This window comes from Stenotrophomonas sp. YJH_SMC_91 (assembly GCF_059368495.1).
In genome coordinates, this window is the sequence record NZ_JCAFRT010000015.1 from 57,225 (window position 1) to 70,871 (window position 13,647).

Here is a 13,647-nt window from a genome sequence, read left to right on the forward strand (position 1 = left end):
GGGCGCGACGGCTTATCGCTGCCGCAACCAGCCGGTCGGATCGAGCAGCCTCAGCCCGACCGGTGACAACGAGCGCTGCCGCAACGGCAGGTTTGCCGCCTGCACGGCCATCGCACAGCGTGCCAGTTGCCGGCGCAACGGTGCCAGCGTGTCGTCTTCGCGGGGCCGCGCATGCCGCCATTGTGCGATGCGCAGCAGGCAGACCAGCAGGTCCAGCTCGCTGGCGGCAATGAAGGGAGAGCCGGCCGGCAGCAGATCGATCGGAGCGGCGGGGGTGGCCAGCAGGGGCAGCAGGCCGATGAAGGCGTCGCAGCCCTCCTGGCCAAGCCCGAGTCCGCTCAGCTGGGCAAGGCCATCGGCCTGCAGATCGGGGTCGCGCAACTGCCGTATCGCGCCCAGCAGCGCCTGTTCGCCCCGGCCGAACTGTCGACCGAAGGCGCGGTAGTTGACCCGGGTGGGAAACGACGGGGAACGGGAGGCCATGGTGGCTAGGGCTGTGGGTCGCGGGTTTCCACCAGCACCGGACAGGGCGCGTGGTCGATGGTCCATTGCCCGATCGAGGGTTCGAACAGGCGTTCCAGCCGGGACAGGTGGCGGTGGCCGATGACGATCAGGTCGCACTTCAGGCGCCGGGCCTGCTCGCTGATCACTTCGCCCGGGTCGCCGGAGGGAATCTGCGCGATGGCGTCGACGCCGCGTTCGCGCAGCTCGGCCAGGGCTTCGGCCAGCACCGCTTCGGCCCGCGAGCGCTGGCGGGCGGCTTCCGGGTACTCGATGCGGTCGGCTTCGCTGGCATCGGCCGCCAGCGCGAATTCGGGGTCGAGCACGCACAGCAGGTGCAGGCGGCTGTGGGGGCCGGCGATGGCGGCGGCCAGGTCCAGCACGCGCGCGTGCTGGGGGCCACCATCCAGGGCGACCAGCAGGGTATTGAACATGGATGTCTCCTTGGCAGGCCGGGGATGGTCGCCGATGTCACCGCGCGCACCCATGCCGTGCGCGTCAGTCAATGAATGCGTCGAACGCAATCCACCGTGGTTGCAAGTGCCGTAAAGTCATCTGATTTACTGGAGACTGTCATGCCCCTGCCGGACCTGAACCTGTTGCTGGCACTGGACGTGCTGATTGACGAATGCAGCGTGGCCGCCGCCGCGCGCCGGATGAACCTGAGCGCGCCGGCGATGAGCCGTACCCTGGGCCGGATCCGCACCGCGCTGGGCGACCCGGTGCTGGTGCGTGCCGGCCGCGGTCTGGCGCCCACGCCCCGCGCCCTGCAGCTGCGCGAGCAGGTCCGCGATGTGATCGAGCAGGCCCACCGCGTCTTCAACGCCGGTCGCGAGGTAGACATGCGCGTTCTCGAGCGAACCTTCAGCGTGCGTGCCAATGATGTGTTCGTCGGTGGTTTCGGCGGACGCCTGCGCGAGCTGTTCCGCCAGCAGGCGCCGCGCGCAGTGCTGCGCTTCGTGCCCGAGGGCGATACCGACGACGATGCGATGGCGCAGGGCCGGATCGACCTGTACATCAGCACCGCCGGCAAGCATGCGCCCGATACCAAGGTGCAGAACCTGTTCAGTACCTCGTTCATGGGCGCCGCGCGCGAAGATCATCCGTTGTTCGATGAGGAGATCAGCGCCGAGCGTTTTGCCGCCTGCGACCACATCGCGGTGTCGCGCCGCGGCTTGCCGCGTGGTCCGATCGACGATGATCTGGCCGCGCTGGGCCTGCAGCGGCGGGTGGCGCTGATCAGCCCGACCTTCCACGGCGCGATCTTCGCGGCGGCCGAATCGGACCTGATCCTGCCGCAGATGCCGAGCGTGATGCTGGAGCGGATCGTCAGCATGCGCCTGCCGCTGCGCCTGTTCCCGCTGCCGATCCCGGTGCGGACCGCCGCCATCGTGCAGGCCTGGCATCCACGACTGGACAACGACGCCGCCCACCAGTGGCTGCGGCGGTCGATCAAGACCATGTGCGAAAGCGCAGGGGAGGCCCCGCGCTGACATCTGCATGCGTGCGCCTGGCGCACGCCTGGGATGCGGGTTGCGCCATTTTTCGCAGGGTACCGGCTCCCTAGACTGCGCTCCCCGGAGTTTCACTGAGCGCATTCCAATGACCCCCAACATGCCGTGCACTGCACGGATAGGTGCCCGGCGATGAGTACGCCGGCCGCCGCTGTCCCGGCCGCCGCAGCGCCCCGTCCTGCCGCCGCCCCCGGGCTCGATCGCCGCATTCTGGTCGGCCTGTGTGGCGTGCTGCTGGCGGTGCTGGTGTCGGGCTTCAACGAGAACATCACCAAGGTCGCCCTGGCCGACATCCGTGGCGCGATGGGTTTCAGCGTCGACGACGGCAGCTGGGTCGTCGCCCTCTACAGCGCGATGTCGGTCAGCGCGATGGCCTTCGCACCGTGGTGTGCCGCCACCTTCTCGCTGCGCCGCTTCGCATTGGCGATGATCGGTGGCTTCATGGTGCTGGGCGTGCTGTGCCCGCTTGCCCCGAACCTGCAGGTGTTCCTGCTGCTGCGCGCGCTGCAGGGTCTGTGCGGTGGCGCGCTGCCGCCGCTGCTGATGAGCGTGGCGCTGCGCTTCCTGCCCCCGGGCATCAAGCTGTATGGCCTGGCCGGCTACGCGCTGACGGCGACGTTCGGCCCAAGCATGGGCACGCCGCTGGCCGCGTTCTGGGTCGAGCAGGTGGGCTGGCACTGGGCGTTCTGGCAGATCGTGCCGTACTGCCTGGCCGCCATGGCGATGGTCGGCTGGGGCCTGCCTCAGGACCCGCTGCGGCTGGAACGCTTCGCCCAGTTCGATGGCGTCGGCCTGCTGCTGGGCCTGCCGGCGCTGGTGCTGCTGGTGCTGGGCCTGGTGCAGGGCCCGCGCCTGAACTGGTTCGACTCGCCGATGATCACGCTGATGATCGGTGGCGGTGCCGGCCTGATGGTGCTGTTCATGATCAATGAATGGTTCCATCCGCTGCCGTTCTTCAAGCTGCAGCTGCTGGCCAACCGCAATCTCAGCTACTCGCTGGTGACGCTGGGCGGCGTGCTGTTCGTGCTGCTGGCAGTGATCTCGATCCCGTCCGGGTTCCTGGCCAGCGTGCAGGGCTACCGGCCGCTGCAGACCGCACCGATGCTGCTGTGGGTGGCGCTGCCGCAGGTGATCGCGCTGCCGCTGGTGGCGGCGCTGCTGAACATCCGCGCGGTGGACTGCCGCTGGGTGCAGGCCACGGGCCTGGCGATGCTGGCGCTGGCCTGCTGGCTGGGCTCGCACCTGGACGTGGCCTGGATCCGCGACAACTTCCTGTGGGTGCAGCTGCTGCAGGTGTTCGCGCAACCGATGGCGGTGCTGCCGCTGCTGATGCTGGCCACCGGCGGCCTGGCGCCGCAGGACGGCCCGTTCGCCTCGGCCTGGTTCAACACGGTCAAGGGCTTCGCTGCCGTGCTCGCTGGCGGCGTGCTGGATGCCGTCGCCCAGGGCCGCCGTCATTTCCATTCCACCGTGCTGGTCGATCGCCTTGGCGAGCAACCGTGGCTGGCCGATGGCCCGCAGCTGGGCGCGCGCCTGCATGCACAGGTACAGGCGCTGACTTCGGCCGACCTGTACTGGGTGGTCGCACTGGTGGCGCTGGCCTTCATTCCCCTCATTGCCTGGATGCCCACCCGCATCCATCCGCCACGTGCCGTGGCCTGAACCTTTCGCAGGAACCCCCTCATGACGATCAATCGAACCACCCTCAACACCGGCCTGGGCCTGGGCGTGCTGGCCCTGGCCGTCGGCGCGTGGCTGCTGCTGCGCGATGGCGGCCACCAGACCACCAACAATGCGTACGTGGTGGCTGACTACACCCTGGTGGCGCCGAAGATTCCCGGCTTCGTCAGTGCCGTGGAAGTCGAGGACAACCAGTCGGTGAAGGCCGGTGATGTGCTGGCCCGCATCGACGACCGCGACTACCAGGTCGCCCTGCAGGCGGCCCGTGCCGACCTCGCCAATGCCCGTGCACAGCTGGCCAATGCGCAGGCCGCACTGGCCCAGCAGGACTCGTTGATCGCGCAGGCCAGGGCCATTGTCGATGTCAGCCGTTCCGAACTGACCCTGGCCAGTGCCGACCAGCAGCGTTACCGCGAACTGGCCCGTGACGGCGCCGGTACCGTGCAGAACGCGCAGCAGGCGCAGTCGAAGCAGGCCGTGGCCAGTGCGCATCTGCAGCAGGGCCAGGCCGCGCTGTCGACCGCACGCCAGCGCACCGACATCCTCAGCGCGGGCGTGCAGGCTGCACAGGCGGCGGTGCAGCGTGCGGAAGCGGCGCAGGCACGCGCCGAACTGGATCTGTCGCACACCGTGCTGCGCGCACCGATCGATGGCATGGTCGGTCGCCGCGCGGTGCGCGTGGGTGCCTACCTGACGCCGGGTACGCCGGTGGCTGCGGTGGTGCCGCTGAAGCGCGCCTTCGTGGTCGCCAACTTCCAGGAAACGCAGATGACCCGCATGCAGGCCGGCCAGCAGGTCGAACTGAAGGTGGACGTATTCCCGGGCACGCCGCTGCGCGGGCACATCGACAGCATTGCACCAGCCACCGGCGTCACCTTTGCTGCCGTCGCACCAGAGAACGCCACCGGCAACTTCACCAAGGTGGTGCAGCGCATTCCGGTGAAGATCGTGCTGGAGCCGGGCCAGCCGCTGCTGGACCAGCTGCGTGCCGGCATGTCGGTGGAAGCCAGCGTTGACCTGGGCAGCCGCGCGCGCGCGCAGAGCGTGCAGCACAGTCCGGGCCACAAGAGCGGGGAGGGCGCATGAGCGCAGTCACCGTGTTCCGCACCTTCGTTGCGGCCAGCCTGTGCACGGCCCTGGCTGCCTGCACGATGGGTCCGGACTTCGTACGCCCGCAGGCGGAACTGCCCAGCCACTGGCAGGGTGAGGCCGTCGCCGGCAACGCCATCGACCAGGACGCGGCCTGGTGGGCCGGTTTCGACGATCCGCTGCTGGGGCAGCTGGCCAACCAGGTGCTGGCGGCCAACCTGGACCTGCAGCTGGCGGCCAACCGCGTGCAGCAGAGCCGTGCTGCACGCGGCATCACCGCCGCCGATCGCCTGCCCAGCGTCAGCGCGAGCGCCAGTGGCGTGCGTGCACGCAACAGCGAGGTGGGCCTGAATGATCCGTCCGGCAACGGCGGCCGTGATGACTACGGGCTGTTCCAGGCCGGTATCGGCCTGAGCTGGGAACTGGACCTGTGGGGCCGCGTGCGGCGCCAGGTGGAAGCGGCCGACGCGCGCGTGCAGATGGCCGAGGAGGATGCACATGCAGTGCGCATCGCGCTGCTGGCGGAAACCGCGCGTGATTATCTGCAGCTGCGCGCGACGCGGCAGCTGCTGGCGATTACCGAGGACAACCTCAGCATCGCCCACGACATCAAACGCCTGACCGAAGCACGCCAACGCCAGGGTGTGGCCAGCACGCTGCAGGTGTCCAGCGCGGCCGCGCAGGTGGCATCGCTGCAGGCACGCATCGCGCCGTTGCAGCATCGCGAATCGCAGCTGCGCAATGCGCTGGCGTTCCTGCTGGCGCAGCCGCCGCAGGCGCTGGACGCGCAGCTGCAGGATGCACGCCGTGACTGGCCGGCGTTGCCGGCCGTAGCGGTGGGGCTGCCCAGTGAACTGGCCGAGCGTCGCCCGGACATCCGTCGTGCCGAAGCGGCACTGCATGCGGCAACGGCAGGCATCGGCGTGGCCAAGGCCAGTTTCCTGCCGCGCATCACCTTGAATGGCGACGCCGGCTTCCAGGCCAAGCAGCTGGATGATCTGGATGGCTGGAACGCGCACCGTTTCAGCATCGGTCCGTCGATCAGCCTGCCGATCTTCCAGGGCGGACGGCTGAAGGCCAATCTCGCGCTGAGCAGGCTGCAGCAGCAACAGTCGGCCCTGCAGTTCCGCCGTACCGTGCTGCAGGCATGGCACGAAGTGGATGACGCCATGGATGGCTACAGTGCCGAGCAGCAGCGCACGGTGCAGCTGCACGTGGCAGTGGATGAGAGCGAGACGGCACTGGGGGCGGCGCGCCGGCAGTACCAGGCCGGCGTGGTCGACATGCTGGACGTGCTGACCACCCAGCGCATCGCACTGGACAACCAGGCCGCGCTGGCCAACAGCCAGGCCACCGCCGCGATCGCGCGTGTAGAGCTGTACCGCGCGCTGGGTGGAGGCTGGTAGTGCCGGCCGCTGGCCGGCACCTTCATGGATGTTGCGGTTGCCGGCCAGCGGCCGGCACTACCTCGCGTCCCGGTAGTTGCCAACCAAGGTTGGCACCTACCAGGGCAGGGCCTCAACGCACGTCGCGCAGTTCCCAGTGGCTGCCGGCCAGCAGGCGCAGGCGCTGCTTGAACACGTCACTGTCGATGCGGGTGGTGGCGACCAGGTTGATGCGCAGGTCCTTCTGCTCGCCGGTCACGGTGGCCTCCGGATCGGTCACGCCCCACTGCGGTTCCACCGCGTCCGGGTCGGGCTGCTTGGCCTTCCAGCGCTCGAACAGCGTGCCGCTGCGCAGGGCATCCTGCAGCTCTTCGGCGAAACCGGCGGCGCCCTGCGAGTGGAAGGACAGGTCAGGGTCATTGCCGCGGGCCTTGGACGGGTCGGGCAGGCTGATGTGGTACTGCGCAGGCATGGAGTTCTCCTTGAAGTGCGGCAAGACTGGCACAACCGCAGTGGAATCGATGTGCAGATTCCGGCCGTGGCCAGCGCTCATTCGAACCGATGCGGCCCATCGGCGAAGCCTACGGTGACCGCGCCCTTGCCGACGTTGACCATGCCGGTCAGGCTCATCACCGATTCGTACACGGTCACGCCATGAGTGGCGCAGACCTCTTTCAGCTGTGCGTAGCCGGGCAGGGCACGCAGCTCGTCCAGTTCTCCGCCGTAGCTGACGCACACCGTCGGCGTCATCAGTCCGGCACGTACGCGCTGGCCGACCACCGCGAACAGCTTCTGCACGGCATTGTCGAATCCCTTGATCTTGGCCACCGGCCCGGTCTCGCCGCGGTAGCCATGCAGCACCGGCTTGATGTCCAGCGCGCTGCCCAGTGCGGCGCTGAGCAGGCCGACACTGCGGTCACCCTTGTGCCGTGCGCGCGCACGCATGTAGTACAGGTCACGGGTGACCATGTAGCCGTGCACGTTGCCGGCCAGTTCCTCCAGCCGCTCCCGGATCTGCTGCACGCTGGCGTTGCTCTCGCGCAGGCGCACGGCTTCCACCGCCGTAACCGCCTGCGCGGCGAACAGGTTCTGGGTATCGAGCACGCGCAGCGCGAACGGTGAGTTGTAGCCTGCCGCCTGGCGCACCGGCTTGTAGTCGTTGAGGATGGCGAAGCTGGCCTGCAGCGCGTTGTCATGGATCGGGCTGCGGGTCTTGGTGATGGTCATGCAGAACACGTGGTCGTAATCGATCACCAGCTGCTGCAGGAACAGGTCGCGGATCTGGTTGACACTGAAGGGAATGGTTTCCGCCTCGGCGCCGTGTTCGGCCACGTGCGCGTGCAGGAAGCTCAGCGTGGCCTGCTCATCGCGGTGATCGGCCAGCACGGCTTCGCCGATGCGGACGGTGATCGGCAGCAGCACGATGTTGTGCTCGGCAATGAAGTCCTGCGGCAGGTCGCAGGCCGAGTCGACGACGATTCCGATGCGCATCCGCGGCTCCCCCTCCAGGGCGGTTGTAGGTTCGGAAACGTGAAATCTATCTCAAAACCAGAGCCCGCGCCCGAGGGAAAGGCGCCACCCCTGTTCAGCGATCGCGCTGTACCGCCACCGGCAGGCTGTCCAGGCGTTGCCATTCGGGCTGCTGCAGCAGGGCAGGATCGGCCAGCACGGCCGCCATCAGCGGATGGGCGTCGTTGCCCCAGAACAGTTCCTGGTCGATGGCCAGGGTCGGGACCCCGAACACCCCGGCGCCGATTGCGGCCTCGGTGTTGCGCCGCAGCTGTTCCTTGACCGCCGGGGCGGCGATGGCGCTGGCGACATCCTCGATGCCCAGCTGCGCACCCGGTTCGCGCAGGGCCTCGGCGCTGTCACCGGCATGGCCGTCGCGCCAAATCCAGTCGAACAGCACGTCCACCGCCTGTGCGCTGGCTCCGGCGGCCAGGCACAGGCGCAGCGCCGACAACGGATTGAACGGATGGCCGGGCGGGAAGCGCATCGGCGTGCCCTCGGCCTGCGCGGTCCATTGCAGCTGGCGGTACATGAAACGGCGCTTGGCCGGAATCTCGGCCGGCCCGAGATTGCCCAGGTGATGCAGCACCGCACCGAAGGCGATCGGCACGGTCTGGATCTGCGCGAACTGCGGCAGCTGCTTCAGCTTCTGCCAGTGCAGGTAGGAGTAGGGCGAAACGAAGTCGAAGTACCAGCGCAGTGTCGCCATCGGTGTGTCCTCGTGTGCGGTCAGGGCTGCGCGTTGCGCTGCAGGTAGCGGTCGCGCAGGTCGGTCTGGCGCGAGCGCATCGGCATCGCACGGCCGCCCAGCCAGACCTGCTCGGCATAGTGCGCCACGTCCAGCGGGTCGCCTTCCCACAGCACCAGGTCGGCGCGTTTTCCAGGCTCGATGCTGCCGATCTGGTCGGCCACCCCGAACGCCTGCGCCGGCACCCGGGTCAGCCCGGCCAGGCCATCGGCCCACGGCAAACCGTTGGCCACCGCGTTGCCGGCCAGCTGGCGCATCTTGCGCGCGTTGTGGGTGGCGTCGCCGCGCTGCACGAACGACACCGGCACGCCGGCGCGTTGCAGGCGTGCGGCATTTTCCAGGGTGGCGCCGATCTGGTCGAAGCTGGCCGGCAGGTTGGCCAGCACGTCGACGAACACCGGCACCTGTGCGGCGGCCAGCTCCGGCGCGACCTGCCATGCTTCGCTGGCACCGGCGATGGCGATCTTCACTTTCTCGCGCGCGGCCCAGCGCAGCAGCTGGCGGATGTCCGAGGCACGATCGACCTCCACCACGATGCGGCCCTGGCCTGCCAGGTAACGGCTGAGCGTGCGGCGCCCGGCCGGCGTCAGCAGCGCGTGCGGCGAGTCCGCGGCCACCTGGCCGCGTGCTTCGTCGATCATCTGCTGCAGCAGCATCCATTGCGCGGCGCGCGAATGCCCGGTCAGCTCGGAGGCCGCCGCGCCGATGCGCAGGAACAGGGCGCGCGGGCCGATCGGGTCGGCGCTGCCGTCCAGCCGCATCACGCCGCCCTGGCCAGCCACGAAACCACCGCCGGTGGCAGCGCCCAACGCAGTGAAGCCGATGCCTTCCAGGCGCGTGACCGGAATCAGCACCGAGGCCGGGTTGTAGGCGAGGGTGACGTCGAATTCCGGGCGCAGCGGCTGCTCACCGAGCTTCAACGAACTGTCCACCGTGCTCGATTCACCCGAGACCTCTTCGATGCCGGTTTCGGTGATACCGCCGAACAGCGCCGGCGTCAGGGGGCGGCCATTGGCCTCGATCACGGTGGCGCCGGCAGGCGCTGACAGGCCGTTGCCCACCGCGCGGATGATGCCGCCCTGCACCAGCACGTCCGCGTTCTGCAGGCTGCCGCGCGCGCTGGCGGTATGCACCGTCGCGTTGCGCACCAGCAGGTCCTGTGCCTGTGCGGATGCGGAGATGCAGGCCAGCACCATGACAGTAGCGCCGAACCATGCTCGGCTGCCCTTCGCGGCAGACTGCGTCAACTGCTTGAGCACCACCATCAGCGCACCTCCTGGCCAAGCTGGAAATCAGAACGCGGCGTCGCTGCCGGTGCACTGCGGTCGTACAACCTGCGGCCATCAATGAAGACCTGCTCAGCCAGTGCATACGAACTGAAGGGGTTGCCGTTCCACACCACCACATCGGCCATCTTGCCGGCCTCCAGCGTGCCGGTCTGGCCCTCGATGCCCAGCGCCTTGGCGGCGTTGGCGGTCATCCAGGTGATGGCGTGCTCGGGCGTGATCTCCGGCATGCGCGCGCGGCGCGCGGACGCCATTACCTTGGCCGCTTCCTGGTTCAGGCGCTGGATGCCTTCGGGTGAATCGGAATGGACGATGGCACAGCTGTTCTTCGGCCGGTCGACCAGCGCGATGTTCTCGGGAATGCCGTCGAAGGCTTCCATCTTGAAGCCCCACCAGTCGGCCCAGAGTGCGCCGCAGACGCCGTCGGCGGCCAGCCGGTCGGCCAGCTTGTAGGCCTCCACGCCGTGGTGGAAAGCGGCCACCTTGAAGCCGAATTCCTTGGCCAGGTCGAGCATGGTGGCCATCTCGTCGGCGCGGTAGCAGTGGATGTGCACGCGGATGTCGCCTTCGATGGCGCCGGCCAGCGTGTCCAGCTTGAGATCGCGCTTGCCGCCTGCATCCCCGGCGCTGTCGCCCTTGTCGCTGCCGAACCATCCCTTGCGCTTGGCCGGCTTGGGTTTGTTCTTGGCGATGTAGTCGGCGGCGTCGATGAAGGCGGCACGGTAGCCGGCCACGTTGCCCATGCGCGTGGCCGGGGTCACGCCCTTGCCTTCGCCATAGACCCGCTTGGGGTTCTCGCCGCAGGCCATCTTCAGGCCCCATGGTGCGCCGGGGAACTTCATCGCCTGGTAGGTGATGGCCGGGACGTTCTTCAGGGTCACGCCGCGGCCACCCACCAGGTTGGCCGAGCCGGGCAGCACCTGCATGCTGGTCACGCCGCCGGCCAGTGCCGTGGCGAAGCCTGGGTCCTGAGGCCACACCGAGTGTTCGGCCCAGACGTTGGCGGTGACCGGTGCGGTCATCTCGTTGCCGTCGCTGTGCGCGCCGACGCCGGGGCTGGGGTATACACCCAGATGCGAATGCACGTCGATCAGCCCGGGGGTGACCCACTTGCCCTGCGCATCGATGCGGGTGACACCGGCATCGGCCTGCAGTTGGCGACCGACGGCGGCGATGCGGCCGTCGCGCAGCAGCACGTCGGCGTTGTCCAGGCGCTGGCCGGTACCGGTCAGCACCGTGGCGTTCTGGATCAGTACCGGCGCATCAGGATGGGCCTGGTAGGTGCTGGGGTAGGGATCGGCGACAAAGCGCGAGGCGCCCACCGCCGGAGCCGTACTCAATGAAAGCAGCGCCAGGGCCACCCCGGCGCGCAACAACGTCGATGCCATGCAGTTCCCCTTGCAACCTGGTCCAACCGCCGACGCTAGCCCGGTGGCGGCGGGCTTGCCAAGTGACCTTCTTCACAGGACGGTCGACGGCGGCTCGACTGCACCGGCCGGGTGGCCGAAAATACCCGGTCCCCCGCCGTACCGGACCGCCCATGAAAAGCAAGCAGGAAATCGTCGACAACTGGCTGCCCCGGTATACCGGCGTGCCTCTGGACCAGTTCGGCCAGCACATCCTGCTGACCAACTTCGGCGGCTACCTGCATACCTTTTCCGAGCTGACCGGTGCGCCGGTCATCGGCCTGGACCGGCCGATGGCAAGCGCCACGATCGACGGCATCACCATGATCAACTTCGGCATGGGCAGCCCCAATGCCGCGATCATCATGGACCTGCTGTCGGCGGTGATGCCCAAGGCGGTGCTGTTCCTCGGTAAGTGCGGTGGCCTCAAGCGCAAGAACCAGCTGGGTGACCTGGTGCTGCCGATCGCCGCGATCCGTGGCGAGGGTACCTCGGGCGATTACCTGCCGCCGGAAGTCCCGGCCCTGCCGGCCTTTGCCCTGCAGCGTGCGGTTTCGACCATGATCCGCGACCTCGGCCACGACTACTGGACCGGCACGGTCTACACCACCAATCGCCGGGTGTGGGAACACGACGAGGGCTTCAAGGAACGGCTGCGGGCGATGCGCTGCATGGCCATCGACATGGAAACGGCCACGGTGTTCGCCGCCGGCTTCGCCAACCACATCCCCAGTGGCGCGCTGCTGCTGGTCTCGGACCAGCCGATGATCCCCGATGGGGTCAAGACCGAAGCCTCCGATGCCAAGGTCAGCTCCCAGTTCGTGGAAAACCATATCCAGATCGGTATCGAGGCGCTTAAGCTTATCCGGCGCAACGGCAAGTCGGTCCGCCACCTGCGCTTCGACGAATGATGATGAAGGCCGGGCGCGGGGCGTCCGGGCCTGGGAGTAGGTAATGGACGTTGCCGCGCAAGTGGTGGAATTCTGGAACGAGGCGGGCCCTGCAAAGTGGTTCGCCCGCGACGACGCGTTCGACGCGCAGTTCCGCCAGTTGTTTCTGGATGAGCATTTCGCCGCCGCTTCGCGCGGGCGTGAGCATTGGCTGGGCAGTGCCGAAGGGGCGCTGGCCCTGATGCTGCTGCTGGACCAGTTCCCGCGCAACTGCTTCCGGGGCACTGCCCATTCCTACGCCACCGATGGCCTGGCCCGGCATTACGCCATGCGGGCCATCGAGGAAGGCCTGGACCTGCAGCTGGTGCCGAAGCTGCGCGCCTTCATCTACCTGCCGTTCGAGCACTCCGAGGATCCGCTGGACCAGGACCGCTCGGTAGCGATGTTCGACGTGCTGGGTGACAAGGAATACCTGCAGTACGCCGAACTGCACCGCGACATCATCCGTCGCTTCGGGCGCTTCCCGCATCGCAACGCCGTGCTGGGCCGCATCCCCACGCCGGAAGAACTGGATTACCTGGCCGAAGGCGGGTTTGCCGGCTAAGAAAAAGGGGACGGAGGGGATTAAGTCGTTTATGGCACAAACGACTTAATCCCCTCCGTCCCCTTTTTCAGTGCCGATCAGTACTTCGGCACGCCGTTGTCGACGTCTTCGGACCAGGCGTTGATGCCGCCGGTGACGTTGAACACCTTGGTGAAGCCGAGGGCGCGGAACTGCTCGGCGGCCTGCGCGCTGCGGCCACCGTGGTGGCACATGAAGGCCAGTGCGGTGTCCTTGGGCAGGGCTTCCAGCTCGGCACGGCCGTTGCCGTCGAAGGTCTTGAACGGCACGCCCACGGCGGCGATCTCACGCTCGTCGGCCGGGCGCACGTCCACCAGGGTGATGTTGCCGGCACGCACCAGGTCATCGGCATCACGCACGCTGATTTCCTGCACCGGCTTCGGCGCGTTCGGGTTGTCGATGGCCAGGCCCTTGCCGCGGATGTCGTCCACCCAGTCGATGGTGATGCCGTTGGCGCGACGGGCGCTGGACAGGTCGAACTGCACGCGCAGGCCGTTGGATTCGGCAGCGATCGCGCCTTCGTCATGCGGGGCCAGCTGGAAGTTCGGCTGGAAGCCGGCGTCGATGGTCAGCTGCAGGGCAGCGCCCGGAGCGTCGGCCAGCGCGCCCTTGAGCATTTCCACGGCGGCCGGGGTGACGGTGATGCTCGGCGGGGTGCGGTCCGGAGCGGCCAGGCCCAGCACGCTGCTCAGTTCGCCGCTGGCGGCCATCTGCAGCACGATGTCGCTGCCGCCGACCAGTTCGCCGTCGATGTACAGCTGCGGGATGGTCGGCCAGTCGCCGTAGGCCTTGATGCCTTCACGGATTTCCTGGTCGGCCAGCACGTTGACGTGGGCGAACTCGACACCGAGGTCCTGCAGCGCGCCCACGGCCTTGGCCGAGAAGCCACACTGCGGCATCGACGGCTGGCCCTTCATGAACAGCACGACGCGGTTGGCGTTGAGGATGGATTCGATGCGCGAACGCAGGGCGGGATCGAGGGACATGGACGTCGGGGTTCCGGGAATTCGAATCATC

The 13,647-nt window shown here is 68.1% G+C and carries 14 protein-coding genes; 6 read left to right on the top strand and 8 right to left on the bottom strand.

What is annotated here, in order from left to right; genetic code table 11:
• Nucleotides 1-12: 12 nt before the first annotated feature.
• Together AC5P5X_RS16775 and AC5P5X_RS16780 are read right to left on the bottom strand one after the other, a co-directional pair.
• A complete protein-coding gene (locus AC5P5X_RS16775; protein ID WP_049459663.1) occupies nucleotides 13-483 on the bottom strand; it encodes a hypothetical protein in 471 nt (156 codons plus the stop codon).
• Between the two features lie 5 nt (nucleotides 484-488).
• Nucleotides 489-935: a universal stress protein gene (locus AC5P5X_RS16780; RefSeq protein WP_032129880.1), complete on the bottom strand. Its 447-nt coding sequence runs from the start codon at nucleotides 933-935 to the stop codon at nucleotides 489-491.
• 141 nt (nucleotides 936-1,076) lie between these two features.
• Here AC5P5X_RS16780 and AC5P5X_RS16785 point away from each other — a divergent pair, with 141 nt between their 5' ends.
• From AC5P5X_RS16785 to AC5P5X_RS16800, 4 genes are all read left to right on the top strand, one after another.
• The gene (locus AC5P5X_RS16785; protein ID WP_005411002.1) at nucleotides 1,077-1,994 is read left to right on the top strand and encodes a LysR family transcriptional regulator; all 918 of its coding nucleotides are present in this window, start codon (nucleotides 1,077-1,079) and stop codon (nucleotides 1,992-1,994) included.
• Nucleotides 1,995-2,147: 153 nt separating this feature from the next.
• Nucleotides 2,148-3,677, top strand: coding sequence for an MFS transporter (locus tag AC5P5X_RS16790; protein ID WP_033835214.1), 1,530 nt, complete (start codon nucleotides 2,148-2,150; stop codon nucleotides 3,675-3,677).
• Nucleotides 3,678-3,698: 21 nt separating this feature from the next.
• Complete coding sequence (locus AC5P5X_RS16795) at nucleotides 3,699-4,781, top strand: HlyD family secretion protein (RefSeq protein ID WP_111189684.1); 1,083 nt, start codon at nucleotides 3,699-3,701, stop codon at nucleotides 4,779-4,781.
• Nucleotides 4,778-6,190, top strand: coding sequence for an efflux transporter outer membrane subunit (locus AC5P5X_RS16800; protein ID WP_049459661.1), 1,413 nt, complete (start codon nucleotides 4,778-4,780; stop codon nucleotides 6,188-6,190). The genes AC5P5X_RS16795 and AC5P5X_RS16800 overlap by 4 nt, the downstream gene beginning before the upstream one ends.
• A gap of 112 nt (nucleotides 6,191-6,302) precedes the next feature.
• Here AC5P5X_RS16800 and AC5P5X_RS16805 read toward each other — a convergent pair whose 3' ends face one another.
• The 5 genes from AC5P5X_RS16805 to AC5P5X_RS16825 all read right to left on the bottom strand — a co-directional run bounded on the left by AC5P5X_RS16805 (nucleotide 6,303) and on the right by AC5P5X_RS16825 (nucleotide 11,100).
• Nucleotides 6,303-6,641: a hypothetical protein gene (locus AC5P5X_RS16805; protein ID WP_005410998.1), complete on the bottom strand. Its 339-nt coding sequence runs from the start codon at nucleotides 6,639-6,641 to the stop codon at nucleotides 6,303-6,305.
• 77 nt (nucleotides 6,642-6,718) lie between these two features.
• Nucleotides 6,719-7,660, bottom strand: coding sequence for a DegV family protein (locus tag AC5P5X_RS16810; RefSeq protein ID WP_005410997.1), 942 nt, complete (start codon nucleotides 7,658-7,660; stop codon nucleotides 6,719-6,721).
• A gap of 94 nt (nucleotides 7,661-7,754) precedes the next feature.
• Entirely contained in the window at nucleotides 7,755-8,387 is a 633-nt protein-coding gene (locus tag AC5P5X_RS16815; RefSeq protein ID WP_005414448.1) for a 2-hydroxychromene-2-carboxylate isomerase, read from the bottom strand.
• A 20-nt stretch (nucleotides 8,388-8,407) separates the two neighbouring features.
• Nucleotides 8,408-9,691, bottom strand: coding sequence for an amidohydrolase family protein (locus AC5P5X_RS16820; RefSeq protein WP_111189683.1), 1,284 nt, complete (start codon nucleotides 9,689-9,691; stop codon nucleotides 8,408-8,410).
• Nucleotides 9,691-11,100, bottom strand: a complete 1,410-nt coding sequence (locus AC5P5X_RS16825; protein ID WP_111189682.1) for an amidohydrolase — start codon at nucleotides 11,098-11,100, stop codon at nucleotides 9,691-9,693. The genes AC5P5X_RS16820 and AC5P5X_RS16825 overlap by 1 nt, the downstream gene beginning before the upstream one ends.
• 152 nt (nucleotides 11,101-11,252) lie before the next feature.
• Between AC5P5X_RS16825 and AC5P5X_RS16830 the strand changes: the two genes are divergently transcribed.
• Nucleotides 11,253-12,029 (top strand): AMP nucleosidase, encoded by a 777-nt coding sequence (locus AC5P5X_RS16830; protein ID WP_010480853.1) that lies wholly within the window; start codon nucleotides 11,253-11,255, stop codon nucleotides 12,027-12,029.
• A 43-nt stretch (nucleotides 12,030-12,072) separates the two neighbouring features.
• On the top strand, nucleotides 12,073-12,612 hold the full coding sequence (locus AC5P5X_RS16835) for a DUF924 family protein (RefSeq protein ID WP_043400116.1): 540 nt from the start codon (nucleotides 12,073-12,075) through the stop codon (nucleotides 12,610-12,612).
• Between the two features lie 77 nt (nucleotides 12,613-12,689).
• Here the strand turns inward: AC5P5X_RS16835 and grxD are convergent, their stop codons facing one another.
• Nucleotides 12,690-13,616: a Grx4 family monothiol glutaredoxin gene (gene grxD / locus AC5P5X_RS16840; RefSeq protein ID WP_099524255.1), complete on the bottom strand. Its 927-nt coding sequence runs from the start codon at nucleotides 13,614-13,616 to the stop codon at nucleotides 12,690-12,692.
• Between the last annotated feature and the right edge of the window lie 31 nt (nucleotides 13,617-13,647).

Excerpts from the sequence above, each read along its gene's own strand:
- AC5P5X_RS16775 (WP_049459663.1), bottom strand. The coding sequence starts at position 483 with ATGGCCTCCCGTTCCCCGTCGTTTCCCACCCGGGTCAACTACCGCGCC.
- AC5P5X_RS16790 (WP_033835214.1), top strand. The coding sequence starts at position 2,148 with ATGAGTACGCCGGCCGCCGCTGTCCCGGCCGCCGCAGCGCCCCGTCCT.
- AC5P5X_RS16805 (WP_005410998.1), bottom strand. The coding sequence starts at position 6,641 with ATGCCTGCGCAGTACCACATCAGCCTGCCCGACCCGTCCAAGGCCCGC.
- AC5P5X_RS16785 (WP_005411002.1), top strand. The coding sequence starts at position 1,077 with ATGCCCCTGCCGGACCTGAACCTGTTGCTGGCACTGGACGTGCTGATT.
- AC5P5X_RS16835 (WP_043400116.1), top strand. The coding sequence starts at position 12,073 with ATGGACGTTGCCGCGCAAGTGGTGGAATTCTGGAACGAGGCGGGCCCT.
- AC5P5X_RS16810 (WP_005410997.1), bottom strand. The coding sequence starts at position 7,660 with ATGCGCATCGGAATCGTCGTCGACTCGGCCTGCGACCTGCCGCAGGAC.
- AC5P5X_RS16795 (WP_111189684.1), top strand. The coding sequence starts at position 3,699 with ATGACGATCAATCGAACCACCCTCAACACCGGCCTGGGCCTGGGCGTG.
- AC5P5X_RS16815 (WP_005414448.1), bottom strand. The coding sequence starts at position 8,387 with ATGGCGACACTGCGCTGGTACTTCGACTTCGTTTCGCCCTACTCCTAC.
- AC5P5X_RS16780 (WP_032129880.1), bottom strand. The coding sequence starts at position 935 with ATGTTCAATACCCTGCTGGTCGCCCTGGATGGTGGCCCCCAGCACGCG.
- AC5P5X_RS16825 (WP_111189682.1), bottom strand. The coding sequence starts at position 11,100 with ATGGCATCGACGTTGTTGCGCGCCGGGGTGGCCCTGGCGCTGCTTTCA.
- AC5P5X_RS16820 (WP_111189683.1), bottom strand. The coding sequence starts at position 9,691 with ATGGTGGTGCTCAAGCAGTTGACGCAGTCTGCCGCGAAGGGCAGCCGA.
- grxD (WP_099524255.1), bottom strand. The coding sequence starts at position 13,616 with ATGTCCCTCGATCCCGCCCTGCGTTCGCGCATCGAATCCATCCTCAAC.
- AC5P5X_RS16830 (WP_010480853.1), top strand. The coding sequence starts at position 11,253 with ATGAAAAGCAAGCAGGAAATCGTCGACAACTGGCTGCCCCGGTATACC.
- AC5P5X_RS16800 (WP_049459661.1), top strand. The coding sequence starts at position 4,778 with ATGAGCGCAGTCACCGTGTTCCGCACCTTCGTTGCGGCCAGCCTGTGC.